General features: G+C 57.2%; 18 protein-coding genes. 6 read left to right on the forward strand and 12 right to left on the reverse strand.

Annotated elements, in window-relative coordinates:
* Positions 1-113: 113 nt before the first annotated feature.
* From QT231_RS06630 to QT231_RS06680, 11 genes are all read right to left on the reverse strand, one after another.
* Entirely contained in the window at positions 114-1,031 is a 918-nt protein-coding gene (locus QT231_RS06630) for a dipeptide/oligopeptide/nickel ABC transporter ATP-binding protein (protein WP_308336123.1), read from the reverse strand.
* Positions 1,032-1,871, reverse strand: coding sequence for an ABC transporter ATP-binding protein (locus QT231_RS06635; RefSeq protein ID WP_308336124.1), 840 nt, complete (start codon positions 1,869-1,871; stop codon positions 1,032-1,034).
* Positions 1,872-2,075: 204 nt separating this feature from the next.
* Positions 2,076-3,545, reverse strand: a complete 1,470-nt coding sequence (locus QT231_RS06640; RefSeq protein WP_308336125.1) for a carbon starvation protein A — start codon at positions 3,543-3,545, stop codon at positions 2,076-2,078.
* A 189-nt stretch (positions 3,546-3,734) separates the two neighbouring features.
* On the reverse strand, positions 3,735-4,271 hold the full coding sequence (gene sodC / locus QT231_RS06645; RefSeq protein WP_308336126.1) for a superoxide dismutase [Cu-Zn] SodC: 537 nt from the start codon (positions 4,269-4,271) through the stop codon (positions 3,735-3,737).
* A gap of 80 nt (positions 4,272-4,351) precedes the next feature.
* Positions 4,352-5,524, reverse strand: a complete 1,173-nt coding sequence (locus QT231_RS06650) for a M20 family metallopeptidase (RefSeq protein ID WP_308336127.1) — start codon at positions 5,522-5,524, stop codon at positions 4,352-4,354.
* On the reverse strand, positions 5,509-6,930 hold the full coding sequence (locus QT231_RS06655) for a M20 family metallopeptidase (RefSeq protein ID WP_308336128.1): 1,422 nt from the start codon (positions 6,928-6,930) through the stop codon (positions 5,509-5,511). The genes QT231_RS06650 and QT231_RS06655 overlap by 16 nt, the downstream gene beginning before the upstream one ends.
* 38 nt (positions 6,931-6,968) lie before the next feature.
* Positions 6,969-7,973: an oligopeptide/dipeptide ABC transporter ATP-binding protein gene (locus QT231_RS06660; RefSeq protein ID WP_308336129.1), complete on the reverse strand. Its 1,005-nt coding sequence runs from the start codon at positions 7,971-7,973 to the stop codon at positions 6,969-6,971.
* A complete protein-coding gene (locus tag QT231_RS06665) occupies positions 7,970-8,980 on the reverse strand; it encodes an ABC transporter ATP-binding protein (RefSeq protein WP_308336130.1) in 1,011 nt (336 codons plus the stop codon). Before QT231_RS06665 ends, QT231_RS06660 begins: the two co-directional genes overlap by 4 nt.
* Positions 8,973-9,881, reverse strand: a complete 909-nt coding sequence (locus tag QT231_RS06670; RefSeq protein WP_308336131.1) for an ABC transporter permease — start codon at positions 9,879-9,881, stop codon at positions 8,973-8,975. Before QT231_RS06670 ends, QT231_RS06665 begins: the two co-directional genes overlap by 8 nt.
* A gap of 11 nt (positions 9,882-9,892) precedes the next feature.
* The gene (locus tag QT231_RS06675; protein ID WP_308336132.1) at positions 9,893-10,810 is read right to left on the reverse strand and encodes an ABC transporter permease; all 918 of its coding nucleotides are present in this window, start codon (positions 10,808-10,810) and stop codon (positions 9,893-9,895) included.
* A 72-nt stretch (positions 10,811-10,882) separates the two neighbouring features.
* Positions 10,883-12,400, reverse strand: a complete 1,518-nt coding sequence (locus QT231_RS06680; RefSeq protein ID WP_308336133.1) for an ABC transporter substrate-binding protein — start codon at positions 12,398-12,400, stop codon at positions 10,883-10,885.
* Between the two features lie 194 nt (positions 12,401-12,594).
* Between QT231_RS06680 and QT231_RS06685 the strand changes: the two genes are divergently transcribed.
* From QT231_RS06685 to QT231_RS06700, 4 genes are all read left to right on the forward strand, one after another.
* Positions 12,595-13,557, forward strand: coding sequence for a LysR family transcriptional regulator (locus QT231_RS06685; protein ID WP_308336134.1), 963 nt, complete (start codon positions 12,595-12,597; stop codon positions 13,555-13,557).
* A 99-nt stretch (positions 13,558-13,656) separates the two neighbouring features.
* Positions 13,657-14,430: a pseudouridine synthase gene (locus QT231_RS06690; protein WP_308336135.1), complete on the forward strand. Its 774-nt coding sequence runs from the start codon at positions 13,657-13,659 to the stop codon at positions 14,428-14,430.
* An 11-nt stretch (positions 14,431-14,441) separates the two neighbouring features.
* Complete coding sequence (gene tcdA, locus QT231_RS06695) at positions 14,442-15,332, forward strand: tRNA cyclic N6-threonylcarbamoyladenosine(37) synthase TcdA (RefSeq protein WP_308336136.1); 891 nt, start codon at positions 14,442-14,444, stop codon at positions 15,330-15,332.
* Positions 15,329-15,547, forward strand: coding sequence for a DUF1653 domain-containing protein (locus tag QT231_RS06700; RefSeq protein WP_308336137.1), 219 nt, complete (start codon positions 15,329-15,331; stop codon positions 15,545-15,547). The genes tcdA and QT231_RS06700 overlap by 4 nt, the downstream gene beginning before the upstream one ends.
* A 32-nt stretch (positions 15,548-15,579) precedes the next feature.
* On the opposite strand, the gene QT231_RS06705 is transcribed toward QT231_RS06700, so the two are convergent.
* A complete protein-coding gene (locus QT231_RS06705; RefSeq protein ID WP_308336138.1) occupies positions 15,580-16,461 on the reverse strand; it encodes a LysR family transcriptional regulator in 882 nt (293 codons plus the stop codon).
* A 96-nt stretch (positions 16,462-16,557) separates the two neighbouring features.
* On the opposite strand from QT231_RS06705, the gene QT231_RS06710 reads away from it, so the two are divergent.
* A complete protein-coding gene (locus tag QT231_RS06710) occupies positions 16,558-18,090 on the forward strand; it encodes a carboxylesterase family protein (protein WP_308336139.1) in 1,533 nt (510 codons plus the stop codon).
* 18 nt (positions 18,091-18,108) lie between these two features.
* Complete coding sequence (locus QT231_RS06715) at positions 18,109-19,284, forward strand: quercetin 2,3-dioxygenase (protein ID WP_308336140.1); 1,176 nt, start codon at positions 18,109-18,111, stop codon at positions 19,282-19,284.
* Positions 19,285-19,291: the final 7 nt, after the last annotated feature.

The following is a 19,291-nucleotide window of genomic DNA, read 5'->3' on the forward strand; positions in this document are numbered from 1 at the left end:
AGAATAAACGGCTAGTAATACCTAGCAAAATGAACAACGGCACAGCCTTGCGGTGTGCAAATGGTTAAGCACTGCATAAAGCAGAAGGGGTGGATCAGAACGACGTGGAGGATTTACACCAGCGCTTCAACCTCCGCGGCATTGCAGTTTGGGAGTGCACATCTGGGCAGTTGCGTGACGGCGTTGATTAACGCACAGGTTGCCGAGTGGCGGGGGTTGCGCCATAGCGCCGCGGTTGGGCGGTCTTCGACGATGTTGCCGTCATCCATTACCAGCGTGCGCTGACACAGTTGGGCGACCACCGATAAATCGTGGGACACCATCAGCAGCCCGGTGCCACTCTCATCGCAGAGGTTTTTCAGCACCTTGATGACCTGGGCACGAACCGGTAGATCCAGGCCGCTAAGTGGCTCATCGGCCAACAAAAAGCGTGGGCGGGTGGCGATGGCGCGGGCAATGGCGACCCGCTGTGCCTGGCCGCCGGAAAGCTCGTGGGGCTGGCGATCCAAAAACGGGGCATCCAGACCGACTTGTTCCAGAGCTTCGCGCGCTCGCTCGCCAGGGTCGCAATCGACGTGTAGTCGAATCAGCGGCTCACTGACCAAAGCGCGCACGCTCATACGTGGATCGAGCGACGAGGCAGGGTCTTGGGGAATGTATTGAACCGCCCGACGATACCAGCGTAGTTGGGCAGTGGAGCCGGGGCGCACGAGCTTGTGCTGGCAGGTAATCGACCCGCTATCGGGCGCTTCAATCGCCAGCAGGGAGCGCAGCAAGGTGGTTTTGCCCGAACCGGAGACGCCCACGAGCCCTACCCGCTCGCCTGGATAAAGGCTCAGGTCGATGTCGTGCATAATCCGTTTGCGCTCGCCTGCGCGCCAAAACACCTCGCGGGGGAGCGATACGCTTTTGTTAAGCCCGTGTGCGCAGAGAAACGCTTCACTGCTATTAAAAGCGGAGCGCTCGTTAAGTGCTGACGCACTCATTGTGGGTGAAATTGTGGGTGAATAAGTTGGCAACGGGCTTGGCATCTAGGCGCTCTTTAAAAGATCGTTTGATATAAAAAAATCGTCGGATGCCCGACGGTTTAGCGCTGACGGCTGAACGTTATGCGCCGCGGCGACCAGTTCCTGGGTAAAGGGGTGCTGCGGGGCGGTAATCAAGGTGTCTAAATCGCCGCTTTCAATCACCACGCCCCGCTCAATAATTACTGCTCGCTGGCAGAGCTGTGAGGCTGCGTGAAGATCGTGGGTAATAAACAGCATCGCGGTGCCCGAGTGGCCGGTATGCTCGCGTAATGCGCTCAGCACTTGGGCTTGAGTGACCACATCCAGCGCCGTGGTGGGCTCGTCGGCCACCATTAATGCGGTTTTACACGCCATGGCCAGGGCAATGCAGACGCGCTGGCGCTGTCCACCGGAAAGCTCCGCTGGAGTGCGCTTGATTAACCGCTGGGGGTCAGGAAGATCCATTGACGCCAACAGCGCCACCGCCGCCTGGGTGGCAGCTTTGCGCGATAGGCCGTGATGGCGGATAAATGGCTCGCGCAACTGGGAGCCGATAGAGACAAGCGGGTTCAGCGCGGAGAGCGAATCCTGAAACACCATCGACACACGAGTTTCTTTAAGCCGCCGGGCGGCGGGTATTGCCATGGCCTCTTGACCTTGAATGCGGATGCTACCTGATACTTGGGCATTGGGTGGTAAAAGTCCCAGCACCGCTTTTGCAGTGAACGATTTACCCGACCCAGACGCGCCTAACAGGCAGACTCGCTCACCGGGCATAACATCAAACGAGAGCCCATCGACGATTTGCTGCTGGCCAATTTGAATGCCCAGGCCACGCACGGATAAGACAGGTTCACTGTACATTGACAACATCTCTGGCGAGGTCGGTTAGTTATAAACGATAGTTATGATATAACGTTTGATTGTTGGGCGGCAATACGGATATCAATAAGGCATATAGTGGCAGGGAAAACGACAGATTGAGACGTAATAAACAGATATAAAAAAAGCGCTGAAAAATCAGCGCTTTTTTGCGGTCATGCGACACTGCCGCCTGTTTATGTCGGGTTATTTTGCGGCGGTGGCAGCGTAAGTCTCGTTCGTGCCGAAATTGTCGGCTGGCTCGTCTACCGCAAAGGTCGCTCGGCTTAAGCGGCGGACACGCTTCATGAACAGCGCGATGCAAATCAGCGTACCTAGTGCGGCGACCACGTAGCTTAACTGCAGCGGCAGACCAAAACCGATCGGCGCGTAGGCTAAGTAGGTAAACGTTGCCATGGTCATAAAGGTGGCTGGGATCGAGGTGATCCAGTGAGGCTTACGCGACAGCACCAGGTACATGGTGCCTACCCACAGCGCGATGACGGCGGTGGTTTGGTTCGCCCAGGAGAAGTAGCGCCACAGCAGTGTGAAGTCCATATGGGTTAAGGCGTAGGAGACCACAAACAGCGGTAGGGCGACCATAATGCGCTTTACCATCGGCTTCTGATCGATCTTGATGTAGTCGGCGATGATCATCCGCGCGCTACGGAAAGCGGTATCGCCCGAGGTGATCGGCAGCACGATAACGCCGAGTACCGCCAGGGTGCCGCCAATCGCGCCAAGCATGGTGGTAGACACTTCGCTTACCACCGCAGCAGGGCCACCGGCGGCCAGCACGTCGGAGAGCGACTGGTCGCCGTAAAACAGGCTCATGGCTGCAGCTGCCCAGATCATCGCGATGATGCCTTCGGTGATCATCATGCCGTAGAAGATTTTACGGCCATTGGTTTCGTTTTGCGTGGTGCGCGAAATAATCGGTGTTTGGGTGGCGTGGAAGCCGGAAAGCGCACCACAGGAGATGGTTAAAAACAGTAGCGGGAAAATCGGCGCAGCGTCGGGGTGCATGTTTTGAAACGAAAGCTCGGGAATCGGCGCGCCCGTGATAACTAGGCCAATACCGATACCGGCAGCGCTGAACAGCAGTAGGGCGCCGAAATAGGGATAGATACGGCCGATCACCTTATCAATCGGCAGCAGCGTGGCGATCAGGTAGTAAATAAAGATGGCGACAATGATCAGCGTGAGCGACAGCGAGGTCATATTGGCCAGCAGCGCCGCAGGCGAGGTCACGAATACCGTGCCGACCAGCAGAAGCAGCAGAATCGCGAAGCCATTGACCACATGCTTCATCGCTTTGCCGAGAAACTTGCCCGCTAGCTGCGGCAAGTGAGCGCCGTGGTTACGAATCGAGATCATGCCGGTCAGGTAGTCGTGCACGGCACCGGCAAAGATGCAGCCAATCACAATCCACACAAAGGCGACCGGGCCATACAGCGCGCCGAGTATCGGGCCAAAAATGGGGCCCACACCGGCAATGTTCAATAGTTGAATAAGCGAGTTGCGCGTGGTGTTCATCGGCACGTAGTCGATGTTGTCGCGCATGCTGAAGGCGGGCGTTTGGCGTTTTCGGTTAGTCACAAACACGCGCTCAACGAACTTCCCATAGGTAAAGTAGCCCGCTATTAGCAGCAGGATCGATACAATAAAGGTGATCATCTAAGGTACCTAGAGCAGTAAGGGGGATGGGCGAGCATGCCAATTAGCACACAAGCAGGCACTTCTTTAGCAGCGCTGAATTTACAGATAAGTGCTATAAAATCACAGTTAGACTTTAGTGGGCAGTAAGCAACAAAACGGGCAGCCCAGAGGCTGCCCGTTTGATCTGCTCGAAGTGAACACTGATTATTAGGACTCCACGACACCACAGGCCATGCGAGTACCACCACCGCCCAGGTGTGGCTCATCTGAGTAGGTGTCACCGCCTTCGTGAATCATCAGGCTGCGGCCGGGCATATCTTCCATGCTCAAACGCGGCGCCAAGACGGGGAGATTGGCTTCGCCATCTTCATTAACCGTTAGCACCGGTAGATCGCCTAAGTGCCCTTCTCCATAGGGGCCTTGGTGGGTGCCGGTTTCCTCGGGATCATAGTGGCCGCCCGCCGAGAGAGCAGCGGTCATTTCGCCACTGTCGTTCTCGGCAGGGTCACAGCTGGCGTTCTGGTGGACGTGAAAGCCATAAACGCCGGGCTCAAGATCCGTCAACGAAGGAGTTAGCAATAAGCCGTGATCCGTATGCTCAAGGGATACGGTGCCAATCGACTCTTCAACCCCCTCTGCGCTGACTTTATGCATCTCTACATCAAGCGTTTCGTTGGCTTGTGCGGCTGCACTGACAAGAAGCAGCGAGGCGGCAATACCGGTAAGTGACGTTGAATAGCGCATAGTGATGTTCTCCCGAATCCATGGAAATAGTGTATAGCGTTGCCCATTTAAGGTAGCTGTCTAAGGAGGACTTCGCCAACCTATTGCTCAGAAGCAGCTGACATATTGTGTAAATTCAATAGCGTAGCAGCCAGTGCTTGCGTGCGCGGCACCAGGGTATCAAGTAAGCAGTACTCCTCATCAGTGTGCATTTTAGCGCCGACTGGGCCAAGGCCACACAGGGTGGGAATGCCCAAGCTGGCCGTCCAGCCGGCATCAGAGCAGCCGCCGGTAAATTCGCCGTCAACAGCAAATCCAATGGCCTGAGCCTGGGCCTGATAAAGCTCAAACAGCGTGCTGCTCATACGCGCTTCGAGGGGATAAAACTCTGAGGTTTGTTCGATGGTTACAGCGGTGCCGGTCATTTCGGGTTCAGCGATAATCGTCTCAATGGCTTGATAAAGCTGGTCACGCTGGGCTGTGGTAACAAAACGAATATCCAACTGCGCGGAAGCCGACGGCGCGACGGTGTTGCGGGATACTCCACCGGTGATGGTGCCTACGTTGGTGGTGATACCTGCCTCGTAATCGGTCAAGGCATGCAGTTTGATGATTTTGTGGGCGAGTGCTTCGATGGCGCTGGCGCCATCGGCGTGGCTAACGCCAGAGTGGGCGGCTTTGCCGGTGACTTCGATCAAAAAACCGGCGCCGCCTTTTCGCCCTGTCACCACATTACCACTGACTCGCCCTGGCTCGACGTTCAAGACAGCACATGCCCCTTGAGCGGCGGCTTCAATAAACGCCCGTCCATCCGGTGAGCCTATCTCCTCATCGGCAGTAAACAGGGCGCGAACGGGGAGTGGGCAGCTGGGTAGTCGGCTTAACGCGCGTAGCACAAAGCAGTTCATTACCAGGCCGCTTTTCATATCGGCAACGCCAGGGCCAAAGCCGATGTTGTCTTTTTGGCTATAGCCGCGACTCGCCACTGTACCGGTAGGAAAAACCGTATCCCGATGGCCCATAATTAGCGCATGGCCTTGGTCAGCTCCCCCCAGTTGAGCCTCTAAAATATCGCCTGAGTCAGGACGCTGGTGGCGTATTACCGTGATGCCATCCTGTTCGAGCCACTGGGTGATCAGGTCGGCGACCGCATCGTTACCCGCTTTGTCATCGCTGTTGGAGTCGATATTAACCAGGGCCTCCAAGCAGTCAATCATCGCCTGCTGCTGCCCCCCTAGCCAATCACACGCTTGTTGTATTAGTGGCTCTTGCATGACGCTCGCTCCTTATGAATCTCCGCACCTTGAGCACTCAAATCCCAGAATAGCCCCGCCATCAATATAAGCGCTTCTGAGGCAATACTACCTAACAGGTGTTCATCGGGGGCGTGTTGCGAACAGGAGGGGTAAGAGTGGGGAACCCATAGTGTGGGCAAGCCAAGCATCTCGGCAAATACATCGTTGGGCAACGAGCCACCTAAGTTAGGCAGTAGCGTGGGCGTTTTATTGGTCGACAACTGCATCGAGGTTAGCGCCCAGCTCACCCACGGATCTTCTGGATCAAGGCGTGTAGCAGCCATCTGCGACATACGTGCCGCGTTGACTTCGATATCGCTAAAGCCATGTTGATCCAGGTGGTGGCGTAAATGGGCTAGAAAGTTATCCTGGTCGCTGCCCACTACATAACGCAACTGGCAGTGGGCGTAGGCGTGGGGCGGAATCGCATTGGCGGGGGCATCAGGGTTCCCTGCCTTCATGGCGAGCACTTCTAGGGTGTTCCAGCCAAACAGCCGCTCAGCGGGGGATAACCCTGGCTCACCCCAGTCTGTATCAATCGTTGGTGCATTGTCTCCGACGCCGACCTTGAGTAAGGCAAGCGCTTGGCGCACGGCGTCTGGTATCGGTTCTGGGCGTAACCCTTCAATCTGGATCACACCGTCGGCGTCTACCAACGTAGCGATCGCATTGGTTAACCGCACGGCCGGGTTTTTTAATACCCCACCCCAGTTGCCCGAGTGGTGGGCACCTTCTCGGGCCTGCAATTTGAGATCAAAGTTGAACGAGCCCCGTGAGCCTAAAAATAGCGTTGGCGATTCGGCGTTCAGGCGGGGCCCGTCAGAGCCAATAAACACGTCGGCAGCCAAACGCTCGCGATAGCGGTGGCAGACCTCTTTTAGCCCCGGTGAGCCGGTTTCCTCGCCCATCTCCAGCACCAGCTTGACGTTATAGCCCAGGCGTCCGCCGCTCGCTTTCAGCACGCAGCCCAGCGCGGCTAAATTGATGGTGTGCTGGCCTTTGTTATCAGCGGTGCCGCGCCCATACCAGCGATCCCCCCACTGGGTGATCTGCCAGGGCGACAGCCCGTCTGCCCACTGATCATCGTAGCCGCGTATCACATCGCCATGGCCGTAGGTTAATACGCTGAAGGCGGCCTGTGGCTCAATTCTTTCCGCGATTAGAAAGGGCCCAAAACCTGTCACAGGATTATCGACGATTTCCCAGCTAAAACCGAGCTGCTCAATGTCTGGAATAATCTGTTCAGTCAGGTAACGGTGCAGTTCCTCCAGCCTATTGGATTCCTGGCTTTCACTGCGGATGGCGATGCGCGGGGCAAGCTGAGTATAAAACTCGCCACTCTCAAAATAGGCTTTGGCATTGTCTAAGGCGTGTTGGCGCGACATAAGCGTTCCTTTAAATGTTAGGCATTGATTAAGCGTGCTTAGGCAAAGTGGCAGGCGACACGGGCCTGGCTGCCCTGATGAGTAGCCTGAGCAGCACCCTGAGCAATAGCGCTAAGCGCTGGCGACTGCTGTGAACATTGCGGCTTTGCGACTGGGCAACGAGGATGAAAAGCACAGCCGGAAGGTGGCTGCGTAGGGTCGGGTTGGCCCGCCCCAAGGCCGATATCGGGCACGCCCAAGCCAGGTTCTGGGGTAAGCGCGGAAGCTAGCAGCGCTTGGGTATAAGGGTGGCGTGGAGCGTTAAATATTTGCTCGCGGGTGCCCTCTTCCACAATTCGCCCCAGATACATCACCGCGAGCCGATCCGCGAGATGTTCCACCACGGCGAGATCGTGACTAATAAACAGGTAGGTAAGGCCAAATTCATCTTTCAGATCGAGCAGAAGGTTGAGGATCTGGGCCTGAACCGATACATCCAGCGCTGAGGTGGGCTCATCACAAATCACCAAGTCTGGGCGCATAATCAGCGCCCGGGCAATCGCCACCCGCTGGCGCTGCCCTCCCGACATTTGCCCCGGGTATTGCTGGGCGGCGCGTTTGGGCAGTCCGACCATGTCTAGCATCTCCTCGACCTTTAAGGCCTGCTCCTTGGGAGTGCCAATGGCATGGATGCGCAGCGGCAGGCCAACGATCTGGGCAATCCGCTGGCGGGGGTTAAGCGATGAATAAGGGTCTTGGAAGATCGGCTGAATATGGCGGGCCAGCGCCTTTTGGTTAGCGTTAACAATCGCTTTGCCGTTGATCAACACGTCGCCACCGCTCGGTTTCGTCAGCCCCAGCAGCATTTTGGCCAAGGTACTTTTACCGCAGCCCGACTCGCCCACCAGCCCCATGACCTGGCCGCGGGGAACGCGCAGCGAGACATCGTTGACGGCTTTTAAGGTTTGGCTTTTATGCAGCATGCCGCCGCCCAGTTTGAATGTTTTAGCGAGCGCGCAGAGTTCCAGGGCAAGCGGGTCACGAGGATTTGCGGCACTGCTCATAGCGTTACCTCCTGAGCGTTTAGATTCGCAGGATTTGCGAGCTGATGGGCAAAGTGGCAGCGCGATAGGTGTCCCTCCGCGAGGGTTTGCAACGGTGGTGTGGAGTGACAACGCTCATCCGCTTGGTCGCAGCGGTTACAGAAGGCGCAGCCCGCGACCTTATCTATCAGGCTGGGTACCACCCCTGGGATGGCTTGCAAGCGGCTGCCCGGCAGCGTTTTGCCGGGGGTTGGTATGCAGCGCAGTAACCCCTGGGTATAAGGATGGCTCGGGGCGTGAAAGAGCGCTTGGGCAGAGGCGGTTTCAATCACTTCGCCGGCATACATCACGGCGACCCGATCGGCAATGCGGGCAACAACGCCCAAGTCGTGAGTGATGAAGATAATCGCGGTACCAAACTCCTGCTGTAAGTCGCGTAGTAGATGCAGAATTTGCGCCTGAATCGTCACGTCTAATGCGGTGGTGGGTTCATCGGCAATGATCAGATCGGGTTCACACATCAGCGCCATGGCGATCATCACCCGTTGGCGCAACCCGCCCGAGAGCTGGTGAGGATATTGGCGCATGCGCTCTTCGGCGGCACTGATGCCTACCCGTTTGAGTAAATAGAGCGCACGGTCGTGGGCCGCTCTACGCGATACCCGCTGGTGACGGCGCAGGGCTTCGCATAGCTGGTTGCCTAGGGTGTAGGCGGGGTTGAGCGCGGTCATGGGCTCCTGAAAAATCATCGCCATACGCGCGCCGCGCAAATTGCTCCGCTCGCGCTCCGAAACCGTAAGCAGATCAACGCCGTCAAAATTGAGACAGTCGGCGTTAACCTGAGCTTTGCGTGGTAGCAGACCCATTAATGCCAGCGAGGTCATGGATTTACCGCAGCCCGACTCACCGACAAGACAGAGCATTTCTCCGCGCTCAACGTGAAAGTCGATACCCCGCACGGCGTGAAGGGTGCCCTTGGCGACGGGTAAGTCGACCCGCAGCTGCTTAACGGTCAATAGATTACTCATTGCGGCCTCCCGGTGCGCTGAGATCGCGCAGTCCATCACCGAGCAAATTAATCGCCAGCACCAGAATAAACAGCGCGGCGCCGGGGATGGTAATCACCCAGGGCTGAAAGAACATATAGGCTTTACCTTCAGCGATCATCAGCCCCCAAGAGGGCGAGGGAGGCTGCACACCCATCCCCAGAAACGACAGCGTCGCTTCGAGCAAAATGGCGTTGGCGACTTCCAGGGTGGCCACCACAATGAGGGCGCCGGCGATATTGGGGAGCACTTCGCGCAGTAGAATGTAGTGCAGCGGGCAGCCCAGTGCCTGGGAGGCTTGGACATATTCGGCATCGCGCAACTGTTGAGTGGCTGAGCGGGCAACGACGGCGAAGCGATCCCAGAGTAGTAGCCCTAACAGTAGGGTGACGGTGATCATTGAGCCGCCAATCAACGAAGCCATGGCCAGGGCCACTAACACCACCGGCATAGCCAGGCGCGTGGTGAGCAGGTAACTCACCACCGCATCAACGCGACCGCCAAAGTAGCCCGCCAAGACCCCCAAGGTGGTGCCAATCAGGCCGGAAATGAGCGCGACCACGATGCCGATAAAGAGTGAGATGCGGGTGCCATAGATCAGTCGGCTCAGGTAGTCGCGACCGAGGCGGTCGGTGCCTAAGGGGTGCGTCCAGCTTCCGGTCTCATGCCAAATAGGCGGCACCATACGGTTCGCGGTGTTCTGGAGATAGGGATCATGGGGAGCCAGCCAGGGGGCCAGCAGCGCAACAATCCCTAACGAGGCAATGATTAAGAGGCCGATGGCTAAACTGCGGTTATTAAGCGTGCTGTGAAACAGGCGCGACTGCCAATTAGCAACCGAGTGCTGCTCTGAAGCCACCTGTGGGGAAAAGGTCTGTGCCATGGTGTTCTCCGTTAGCGTGCGCGCAGGCGTGGGTCGAGTACTGCGTTGAGAATGTCGGCAAGCAGCGTCAGCACGATATAGAACAGCGCAATGATTAAGACGATGGCCTGGACGACCGGATAGTCATTGCGGGAAATAGCGTTCCAGGCCAGTTGCCCCAGCCCGCGTAGCGAAAAGACGGTCTCGATAACCACCGAGCCGCCAAGCATAAAGCCCAGCTCCACAGCGGCCAGCGCGACCACGGGAATCACCGCATTGCGTAGGGCGTGTTTGAAGATCACCGTGCCGGTACGCAGCCCCTTGGCTCGGGCGGTGCGGATGTAATCTGCCTCTAGCACTTCGAGCATGCCGCTACGGGTGAGGCGCATCATGGCGGGGGTGGCGTAGTAGCCCAGTGCAATGGCGGGGAGCACAAAGCCTTGCCAGCTATCGCTGCCTGCCGCGGGAAACCACTGCAGCTTGACGGCAAACACAATGATCAACGTCAAGCCAAACCAGAAGTTGGGCATCGCCTGGCCGGTAACCGCAATCGCCATCGCCATACGGTCTAACCAGCTGCCCCGCTTGAGCGCCGCCATTACGCCTAGTGGGATAGAGACGCCTAGCGCGATGGCCAGCGACATAATCCCCAGGGTCGTTGTCACCGGAAGGCGCTCAACGACTAGATCCATGACATCGCTCTGGTAGTAGTAAGAGCGCCCAAAATCGAGCTGTACGGCTCCCCAAAGCCAACTGGTAAACTGCTGAATCACCGGGCGATCCAGGCCGTATTCAACGCGAATTTGCTCAACCTGTTCGGCGGTGGCTTCGGGGCCGCCAATGGAGAGTGCCAGGTCACCCGAGAGCTGCAGCAGACTAAAGCAGAGAACCGAAATAGTCAGCGCGACGCTAAGGGCTATTAGCGTGCGCTTGAAAACAAATGCCCACATAAAGCATCCCCTCGCTATGGAAGGCTAGCCGTGGGAAGTGCCACGGCTGCCGATAGTTCAAACGTCACGCCGTTACTTCCAGCTTGCCTCGTAAAAGCGCGGTAGTTCGTCGGGGTAGGCAGTGAACTCAAGATCAGCGGTGTGGGCGTAGTAGGTGGAATAGGAGAATAGCGGCGCCCAATACGCTTGCTCTGAAATGCGGGCGAACGCTTTTTGGTAGTGCTCTAAGCGCACATCAGCATCAACCGAGGTATCGGCGGTCTGTAGCCACTCCTGCACCTGGGTATCCTGCCAGAGATCGTCAATACCGCCTGTGAAGTAGACGCTGACGAAGGCCGAGACATCGTTAATAGAGAAAGAGCCCCAGGCTTTGAACGACATATCGGTTTGTCCGTTGCGCTGAAGCTCCAGCAACGCGGGGGAGGTCATAAAGCGCAGGTTGGCATTGATACCTACTGCACGTAGATCGCCAATCATGGCTTCGGCGTAATCCCGTTCACGGTAGGCATGAAGGTCGATATCAAAGCCATCGGCGTAACCTGCTTCAGCGAGCAGTTCGCGTGCTTTTTCCGGGTCATACTCATACTCAATGACGTTTTGTGTTTCACAGCCGAACTGAGTGGGAAAGCAGGGCGCATAGAGCGGTTGACTGCCGCCACGTACCAGGTCGTTCGCGAGGCCTTCCCGGTTCATGGCATGGTTAATAGCTTGGCGTACGCGAATATCATGCAACGGCGAATTTTCTCGGGTTGCCGAGTCCAGGCCGATATAGCCTACGCGCATGGTTTCACCGCCGAGCACGCTAAGCTGGGGCATACCGCCTAACGACTCCGCTTGATCCGACGGTACTCGCCAAATCCAATCCACTTGCCCCGACATCAATTGCGCCATACGAGAATCCGCATCGGCAATCGCCTTGAACTCAATATTGGCGATCTCCGGTCGGCCAATCGGGCTATCGGTAAAATAGTCATCAAAGCGCGTCAGGCTTACGCCATCACCAGGGCGGACATTGGTAATCCGATAAGGGCCGGTGCCCACTGGCTCACGGCTAAAGCCCTCGATACCCACTGCCTGGAAATACTCATCGGGATAAATCGGCATCGGGCCAGAAAGATACTCAAGGGCAGCGGGGAAAGGCTCCTTCAGATGAATGCGAACCTGGTACTCATCAAGCTTCTCAACGCTCTCTATCCAGTCCACATTCTGGCGTGTTACCACCCGTGACTCAGGTGATACCGCATAGTTGAAGGTGAAAACGACGTCGTCTGCGTCGAACGCTTCGCCGTTGTGAAAGGTGACGCCTTCACGAAGTACCAGATCCAAGGTCGAGTCATCGACCCACTCCCACTCTGTCGCCAAACGGGGTTCATACTCATTGGTTTCAGGGTTGCGATAGATCAGCGTGTCCCAGGCCAGATGGGCGAGAATAACGCCTTCACGCAGATTGTTATGGTAGGGGCTAACGTTCTCGGGTTCGCTGTCAGACGCATAGACCAACGTGTCGTTGGCCTTACCGGCTAATGCGGGTGTCGCAATGCTGAGTAAAGCAAGGGACGTAGCGCAGTAGAGAGTTCTAGATGATTGCATGCCATACCTCGTTTTTTTAATAGAGAAAGGTTATGAGCGTTTGGCGTACCAGCGGGGCTTTTATTGTTAAATGAGAGTGCTGTTCAATGAGCCACCTTGAATTAAAACTAAGCTATTGATTAGGTATGCCACCAGTGCAATGTTTAGAATTTATCATTGCCGTTTTGGCAATCCTTATGGCGAAGGGGGATACGATGAACCCACGGGTGCTGCAAGAAACGGCGCTACGCTATTTTTTAGAAGTGGTGCGCTGTGGCTCCATCAGCGAAGCCTCGGGGAAGCTTAATGTGGCGCCCTCGGCGATCAGTCGACAAATTGCACGGCTGGAGAGCGAATTAGATACGCTGCTGTTTGAGCGGCGTGCGAGAGGCATGGTGCCCAGTGCCGCGGGCGAGCTGCTGGCGGTGCATGCTCGACATATGCAGCTTGAAGCCGATCGGGTGGGCAGTGAAATGCTGGCATTGCGAGGTTTACAGCGGGGAAAGGTGCGTCTCGCCAGTTCAGAAGGCTTCGCGGTGGACTTCTTACCTGCAGCAATCGCGGCCTTTCGCGAGCGCTATAGCGGTATTCATTTCCATTTGACGGTGGGGCCGCCTGCGGAAGCGACGCGCCATGTGCGAGAGGGGGAAGCAGATATAGGCATAACCTTCAGCCTCAAGCCAGAAGCCGATATCAATGTCGCGCTTAGGCAGCCCGCACCGATCATGGCGCTGGTCGCTACTCACCATGAGTTAGCCACTAAGCAGTCTATTTCACTAGCGCAGTTACAGCGTTACCCGTTGGCGTTACCTTCACCAGAGACAACGCTGCGTCAGCTGTTTGATATTTGCTGTAGCCGCCAAAACCTGGCATTTGAATCTATTTTTAGCAGCGATTACACCGAATCGCTGATCAATTTCGCCATGCTGGGGGGAGGAGTGGCGCTTGCCGGTGAGATTTCCGTCCGTTACCGCATTCAGCAGCAGCGTGTGGTCGCTATTCCTATCCGCGACCAGGGCATGGACTCGCGTTTTATCGAAGTCCAAACCCTGGCTAAACGCACTTTACCGCGAGCGACCCAGGCGTTCTTGGCGTTTATCAAGGAGCATATTCCTACTGGGCAATTGCCGCTTTCTCCTACTCCGGCAATGCCAACTGCTGATCGCACACCTTCTTAGCGAACGCTGGGGAGAATAGCGTATTGTGCGGATGACATCTTGCTGCCCAGCCGCGACAATAGTGACCTGTTTTGTCGCCAGCTTTTACCTGGGAGCGCTATGACGCCACTCAATATCCTTTATCAGGATGAGCATTTAGTTGCAGTGCACAAGCCGTCAGGGCTATTGGTGCACCGCTCTGCGTTGGCGCGTGGCGAAACCGAGTTCCTGCTCCAGCGCCTACGCGACCAGATTGGCAAGCGGGTCTATCCTGTTCACCGGCTGGATCGGCCCACGTCCGGCGTTATGGTGTTTGCCCTCTCTTCAGCAGTAGCAGGCTTACTCAGCGACGCCTTTAGCGAGCGTCAGGTGGAGAAGCGCTACCTGGCGGTGGTGCGCGGTAAAGCGCCGGAGAGTGAACGTTTGGACTACCCCCTGCGGGAAGAGGATGGCACGCGACCCAAGGCGGAGATGCCTGCCATGCCCGCGATGACCGATATTCGCCGTCTGGATAGCGTCGAGCTACCGGTGCAGGTCGACCGCTACCCGGTGGCGCGTTATTCGCTGGTCGAAGCGCGGCCGTTGACCGGTAGACGCCACCAGATTCGTCGCCATCTGTCACGGCGGGGCTATCCGATTATTGGCGATGCCAAGCACGGTAAGAGTGTCCACAACCGCTTTTTTGCCGAACAGCTGGGGGCGCCACGATTACTGCTGGCGGCCACCTATTTGGCCTTTGACCATCCGATGTTCGACAAGCGGGTACAATTAAGCTGCGCCCTGGATGACACCATGATCGCGCTGTTTAATCACCTTGGCTGGGCGGGGCACCTGCCGCTGGATAGTCTGCGCACGCCACCCCACACCAAGCCTTCAGCCCTTCAAGTGCTATGAGTGAGTCTGCTATGTCCTCTATAGTGTCATCGAACGAGTTATCTACTGTCGCCGCAGACTCCGCTTCAAGTGGCTCAGCTTCTACAGACTATGACTTCCGCTTTGGCGGAATTCGTCGCCTTTATGGTCAGCGCGCTGCCGAGGCGTTTCGTCACGCTCACGTGGTAGTGGTTGGCGTTGGCGGAGTAGGCAGCTGGACAGTAGAGGCGCTGGCGCGCTCGGGCATTGGCAAGCTGACGCTGATTGATCTTGATGATGTGTGCGTTTCCAACATTAATCGCCAGCTCCATGCACTGGATGGCACTATTGGCCAGCCCAAGGTGGAGGTGCTTGCCGATCGCTGTCGCTTGATTGCACCGGAGATTGAAATTGTCGCTGACACTGCCTTCGTCACACCCACCAACCTGGCCGAGCGGATTCCCGATGACGCCGACCATGTGGTGGATGCCATCGATAGCGTGATTGCCAAGGCCGCGCTGATTGCCTGGTGCAAGCGGCGCAAAATCCCCATTACCGTGACCGGCGCGGCGGGTGGGCAGACCGACCCCACGCGCATTCAGGTGGCGGATCTCACCCGCACCGAGCACGACCCGCTGCTGTCCAAGGTACGCTCGCGGCTGCGCCGGGATTACGGCTTTTCCCGCAACCCCAAGCGGCGCTTCTCGGTAGAGTGCGTTTACTCCGACGAGCAGTTGATCTATCCCGGCGCCGACGGTGAAGTGTGTCTACAAAAGCCCGGCAGCGGGGACGCCACGAGATTGGACTGCGCCTCCGGCTTTGGCGCAGCGACCTTCTTGACCGGCACCTTTGGCTTCGTGGCCGCCTCAAAAGTGTTGGAACGCCTCGCCAAGAGAGCCAACCAGACTGCTGCCGCAAACGCCACTCAAGAGGAAACCGAATGACCGCTCCCGTTCCCGGTATTTACCGCCACTACAAAGGCAGCCTCTACGAAGTACTTGGCACCGCCCAACACAGCGAAAGCGAAGAGCCACTGGTGGTCTACCGCGCCCTCTACGGCGACTACGGCCTCTGGGTGCGCCCGCTTGAGATGTTTACTGAAACGGTGACCAGAGACGGCCTCATTCAGCCGCGCTTTGCGCTGGAAAAGGCGTTTTAGTCAGGCTCTGCGCCGCTAACGCTACCTTCGTCTCACGCGGCTTTTAACAACTGTGCCAGATACAGGGTGGCCGGGCCGGCGCCATGACGGTTCTGGTGAACCAGCTGAATCTGCAGGCTACGCTGGGCGCCTTCGGCAAGATTAAGCCGCACAAGCGCTCCTTTATCCAGTTCATGTTGAATCATGCACTCGGGTACCCAGCCATAGCCCAGCCCTTCTGTGATGGCCTCGATAACAGTGTCGTAGCGATTGAAGCGCCAGATCACCGCTGAGGTAAAGCTGTCGGGTACGCTTTCGGCTTTGCCCTCCTTGATGCCACTCTCGCACTTGATAACCTGGGAAAGCGCCAGATCTTTACGGGAAATGGGTCGCGCCTGTTGAGCCAGGGGGTGTGATGGGGTCGCAACGCAGATAAGCGTTATCTGACACAGTTCGTCGCCAAAACCGCCTGGCGGTAGCTGGCTCATCAGGTAAAGATCCGCCTGACGCTCATCAAACCGGGCCAATAGCGCGGGCGGTGTTAAAAACTCGATATCCAGCAGTGTATTGGGATAGTGCTTTTTAAAGCGCTGCAAAATGCCGAACAGTCGGCGCTGCGGCACGCAGTTTTCAATACACAGGCGAACCCGTATCTCGTGGCCTTTAGCCAGCGCGCGCGCACGGCCCTCAATCTGCAGCATGCCTTCCACCATGGCTTTGCCATCTTCCAGCAACAGCTCACCGATCGGTGTCAGCACCGCTTTCCGCCCGCGTATTTCGATCAGCGTGGCGCCCAGCTGTTCCTGCAGCTTGTTGACGGCGTAGCTGACGGTGGACTGGCTGCGTCCCAGGTGATCAGCAGCTTTATGAAAGCTGCCCTGTTCAATCACGGTTTTGAAGACGTTCCAGTGGTCCAGGGTTGTTTTAGGATTCATGTAGGTATATTCATCTAAAAATTGGATCATTAATAGCAAGAATTTGATTTTTTAATCCAAAAAGTATTGGTTATGCTGGTCTTTCGGAGGTGACCCATGAGTCCCGCAAAACTGATTTCCATTTTACTGGCTGCGTCCGCGGTGGACATGGCGTCGGCATCCACAACGCTTACGGCTGACAATGTCGAACTGACCGGCAGTGTTCAAAACGGCGTCGTGAGTTATTTAGGTATTCCCTACGCCCAGCCACCCAGCGGCGAATGGCGCTGGCGCGCGCCTCGCCCTTTGCCAATGGGCGAACCGGTTCGCAATCTGGGCCATTTTGGCCCCAGCTGTGCCCAGCCCTACATCGAGGCGATGGCCGACCAGAATGTCGACCCTGAAAAGACCAGTGAAGACTGTCTCTATCTGAATGTCTGGGCACCTGAAGATGCCAGCGACCAACCTTACCCGGTCATGGTCTGGCTGCACGGCGGTGGGTTCAGAATTGGCGGTACCGGCCTTGAGCTTTATAACGGCGAACAGCTGGCGCGGGAAGGCGTTGTCGTGGTGACACTTAATTACCGCTTGGGCCGCCTGGGCTTTTTTGCTCACCCAGCGCTGCAACAAGAGGATGAAGCGACAGGCAATTTTGGCTTGCTTGATCAGATTCAGGCGCTGCGGTTTGTGCGCAAGCATATCGGCACGCTGGGGGGCGACCCTGGGAATATTACCCTGTTCGGCGAGTCGGCGGGCGGTGCATCGGTGCTTTATCTCATGGCCGCGAAGCAGGCGAGGGGGCTGTTCGACAAGGCGATCGTGCAGTCAGGGGCGATCGACATGCCTGAGCTTAGCCGTGCGGAGATGGCCGAACTTGCTTCCGTCTTTGCCGACAATGCAGGCGTGGCCGAGGCCAGCGCCGAACAGCTGCGGGCGCTGCCGCTGGAGACGGTGTTGGCAACCCTTCCGCAAGGCAAAACCGACACCATGCCCTTTATTGACGGCCGGCTGATCGAGCAGAGCGTCTATCAGGCCTTTGAGCGCGGCGAGGTGGCGCCGGTGCCACTGCTCATCGGCAGCAACGATTATGAAGCTGGCTTCTTTCCACCGGGCTTTAGCTTGCGGGTTCCTGACATCATGGGGCCTGAGCTATGGCGGCAAGCCCAGGCGTATGCCGATGGTTACGCTCAGGCGAGCGGAGTGGAGGCAGAAAATGACGGGCACGACACCTATGCACAGGCGGCCCAGGTCGCGACCGACCTGTTCGTGACGTTGGGAACGCGGCGTGTCGCGCGCGCCCACGCCGCTCGGGGCAAACCGACTTACCGCTATGAATTCACCTACGTGCCCCCTGGTGAACGTAACGAGACGCTGGGGGCGATCCACACGGCTGATATCAACTACGTATTCGGCAATAACCTGGCGGACGATGCCGACACTCAGGCAATGGGCCGCGAACTGCGCAAACGCTGGGTGGCGTTCGCCAAGTCCGGCAAGCCAAACGATGATGACCAGCCAACGTGGCCGACCTATGGGCAAGACGATGAAACCCTGCTGCATTTTACGCCGCAAGGAACGCGAATGGGCGCTGAAAGCAACGCCGCGCGTTTGAACTTCCTTGAGTCGCTGGGCAGCCTGCAGATTAATTAAACCCTGAGAGATACGATTATGACGACCAATCAACCCTGGCCGGTATTCGAGGCCGACACCCAACTGCCGGCTTCTTTTTACGACAAGGTGACTCCTCACCCGGAAACGCCCGAGGCGCTTCTGGCAGAGGGGCGCACTATAACGGCGCATATCCAGCAGGTGGTTCCCGAGGCGAAGCTGCCAGGTAAAAAGATTCCTTATTATATTCCTGCTGACGGGGGCGAGCGCTATCTGGTAGCGGGAACGGTGGTCAACGTGATCTCCCGTGCAGCCGACTCGGGCGATATATTCGAGATGTTCACCGTGACCGGCGGCAAGGGGGCGGGCCAGCCCGTACACCAGCATAACGCGCACCATGTCGCGTTGTATCTGCTCGATGGCGAATCGGAGCTGTGGCTGGACGGCGAGCGTTACCAGATGAAAAAAGGTGACTTCGCGAGTATTCCTGAATGCGTCGATTATGGCTTCCGCTTTGGCGCCCACCGCAGCAAGATGCTGGTCTGGTGCTCGGGCCCCGGCATTCAGCACGTGCTCCAGGCGCTTGGCGAGCCTACCGCGTACTACATTCAGCCCAACAACGCCGACACACGCTGGCAACCTGAGCGCATGCGCGCCGCTGAGCAGGCGGGGGATATCGCCTTTGCGGCGGAAGCCTTCCCCGAGTACACCATCAAGCCCATTACCCAAGCCTCTCTGCCTGAGGAAACCGTGCCTTATACCCTGGCGGCCGATGAAGGCCAGAAGTTTGTCGGTGGGCCGGAATACTTTGCGCTGCTGGCCACCCAGCAAAATACCGGCGGAAAGTTCTTTGTGGTGATGAGCCAGGGCCCCCAGACGCCGATGATTCCCAGGCACTATCACAATCTGCACACGGAGAATTTCTTCTGCGTGGATGGGGCGCTGGACATGATCGTCAACCACTCCCAGGTGAGCCTGGCGCCGGGCGACTTTGCCTCGATACCGGCGGGCACTATTCATGCTTACCGGATGGCCAAGCCTTTCACCCGCTTTATGGGCTTTCTGACCCCAGGGCTTTTCCAGAACTTCTTTGAAACTCTGGGCGAAGCGGGTTACCAGGCCAACGTTTACCCTCACGAGCCGCACAAGCTGCGCTTTGACCGGGTTCTCAAGGAGCTTGAAAGTCTGGATCTGGTGATTGTTGAAGAGCAGATGCGCAAAATGGAAAGCGAGTAAGCCTAAC

This window comes from Halomonas sp. SpR1, assembly GCF_031010175.1.
GTDB lineage: Bacteria > Pseudomonadota > Gammaproteobacteria > Pseudomonadales > Halomonadaceae > Vreelandella.

Excerpts from the sequence above, each read along its gene's own strand:
- QT231_RS06630 (WP_308336123.1), bottom strand. The coding sequence starts at position 1,031 with ATGCCAAGCCCGTTGCCAACTTATTCACCCACAATTTCACCCACAATG.
- QT231_RS06635 (WP_308336124.1), bottom strand. The coding sequence starts at position 1,871 with ATGTACAGTGAACCTGTCTTATCCGTGCGTGGCCTGGGCATTCAAATT.
- QT231_RS06640 (WP_308336125.1), bottom strand. The coding sequence starts at position 3,545 with ATGATCACCTTTATTGTATCGATCCTGCTGCTAATAGCGGGCTACTTT.
- sodC (WP_308336126.1), bottom strand. The coding sequence starts at position 4,271 with ATGCGCTATTCAACGTCACTTACCGGTATTGCCGCCTCGCTGCTTCTT.
- QT231_RS06650 (WP_308336127.1), bottom strand. The coding sequence starts at position 5,524 with ATGCAAGAGCCACTAATACAACAAGCGTGTGATTGGCTAGGGGGGCAG.
- QT231_RS06655 (WP_308336128.1), bottom strand. The coding sequence starts at position 6,930 with ATGTCGCGCCAACACGCCTTAGACAATGCCAAAGCCTATTTTGAGAGT.
- QT231_RS06660 (WP_308336129.1), bottom strand. The coding sequence starts at position 7,973 with ATGAGCAGTGCCGCAAATCCTCGTGACCCGCTTGCCCTGGAACTCTGC.
- QT231_RS06665 (WP_308336130.1), bottom strand. The coding sequence starts at position 8,980 with ATGAGTAATCTATTGACCGTTAAGCAGCTGCGGGTCGACTTACCCGTC.
- QT231_RS06670 (WP_308336131.1), bottom strand. The coding sequence starts at position 9,881 with ATGGCACAGACCTTTTCCCCACAGGTGGCTTCAGAGCAGCACTCGGTT.
- QT231_RS06675 (WP_308336132.1), bottom strand. The coding sequence starts at position 10,810 with ATGTGGGCATTTGTTTTCAAGCGCACGCTAATAGCCCTTAGCGTCGCG.
- QT231_RS06680 (WP_308336133.1), bottom strand. The coding sequence starts at position 12,400 with ATGCAATCATCTAGAACTCTCTACTGCGCTACGTCCCTTGCTTTACTC.
- QT231_RS06685 (WP_308336134.1), top strand. The coding sequence starts at position 12,595 with ATGAACCCACGGGTGCTGCAAGAAACGGCGCTACGCTATTTTTTAGAA.
- QT231_RS06690 (WP_308336135.1), top strand. The coding sequence starts at position 13,657 with ATGACGCCACTCAATATCCTTTATCAGGATGAGCATTTAGTTGCAGTG.
- tcdA (WP_308336136.1), top strand. The coding sequence starts at position 14,442 with ATGTCCTCTATAGTGTCATCGAACGAGTTATCTACTGTCGCCGCAGAC.
- QT231_RS06700 (WP_308336137.1), top strand. The coding sequence starts at position 15,329 with ATGACCGCTCCCGTTCCCGGTATTTACCGCCACTACAAAGGCAGCCTC.
- QT231_RS06705 (WP_308336138.1), bottom strand. The coding sequence starts at position 16,461 with ATGAATCCTAAAACAACCCTGGACCACTGGAACGTCTTCAAAACCGTG.
- QT231_RS06710 (WP_308336139.1), top strand. The coding sequence starts at position 16,558 with ATGAGTCCCGCAAAACTGATTTCCATTTTACTGGCTGCGTCCGCGGTG.
- QT231_RS06715 (WP_308336140.1), top strand. The coding sequence starts at position 18,109 with ATGACGACCAATCAACCCTGGCCGGTATTCGAGGCCGACACCCAACTG.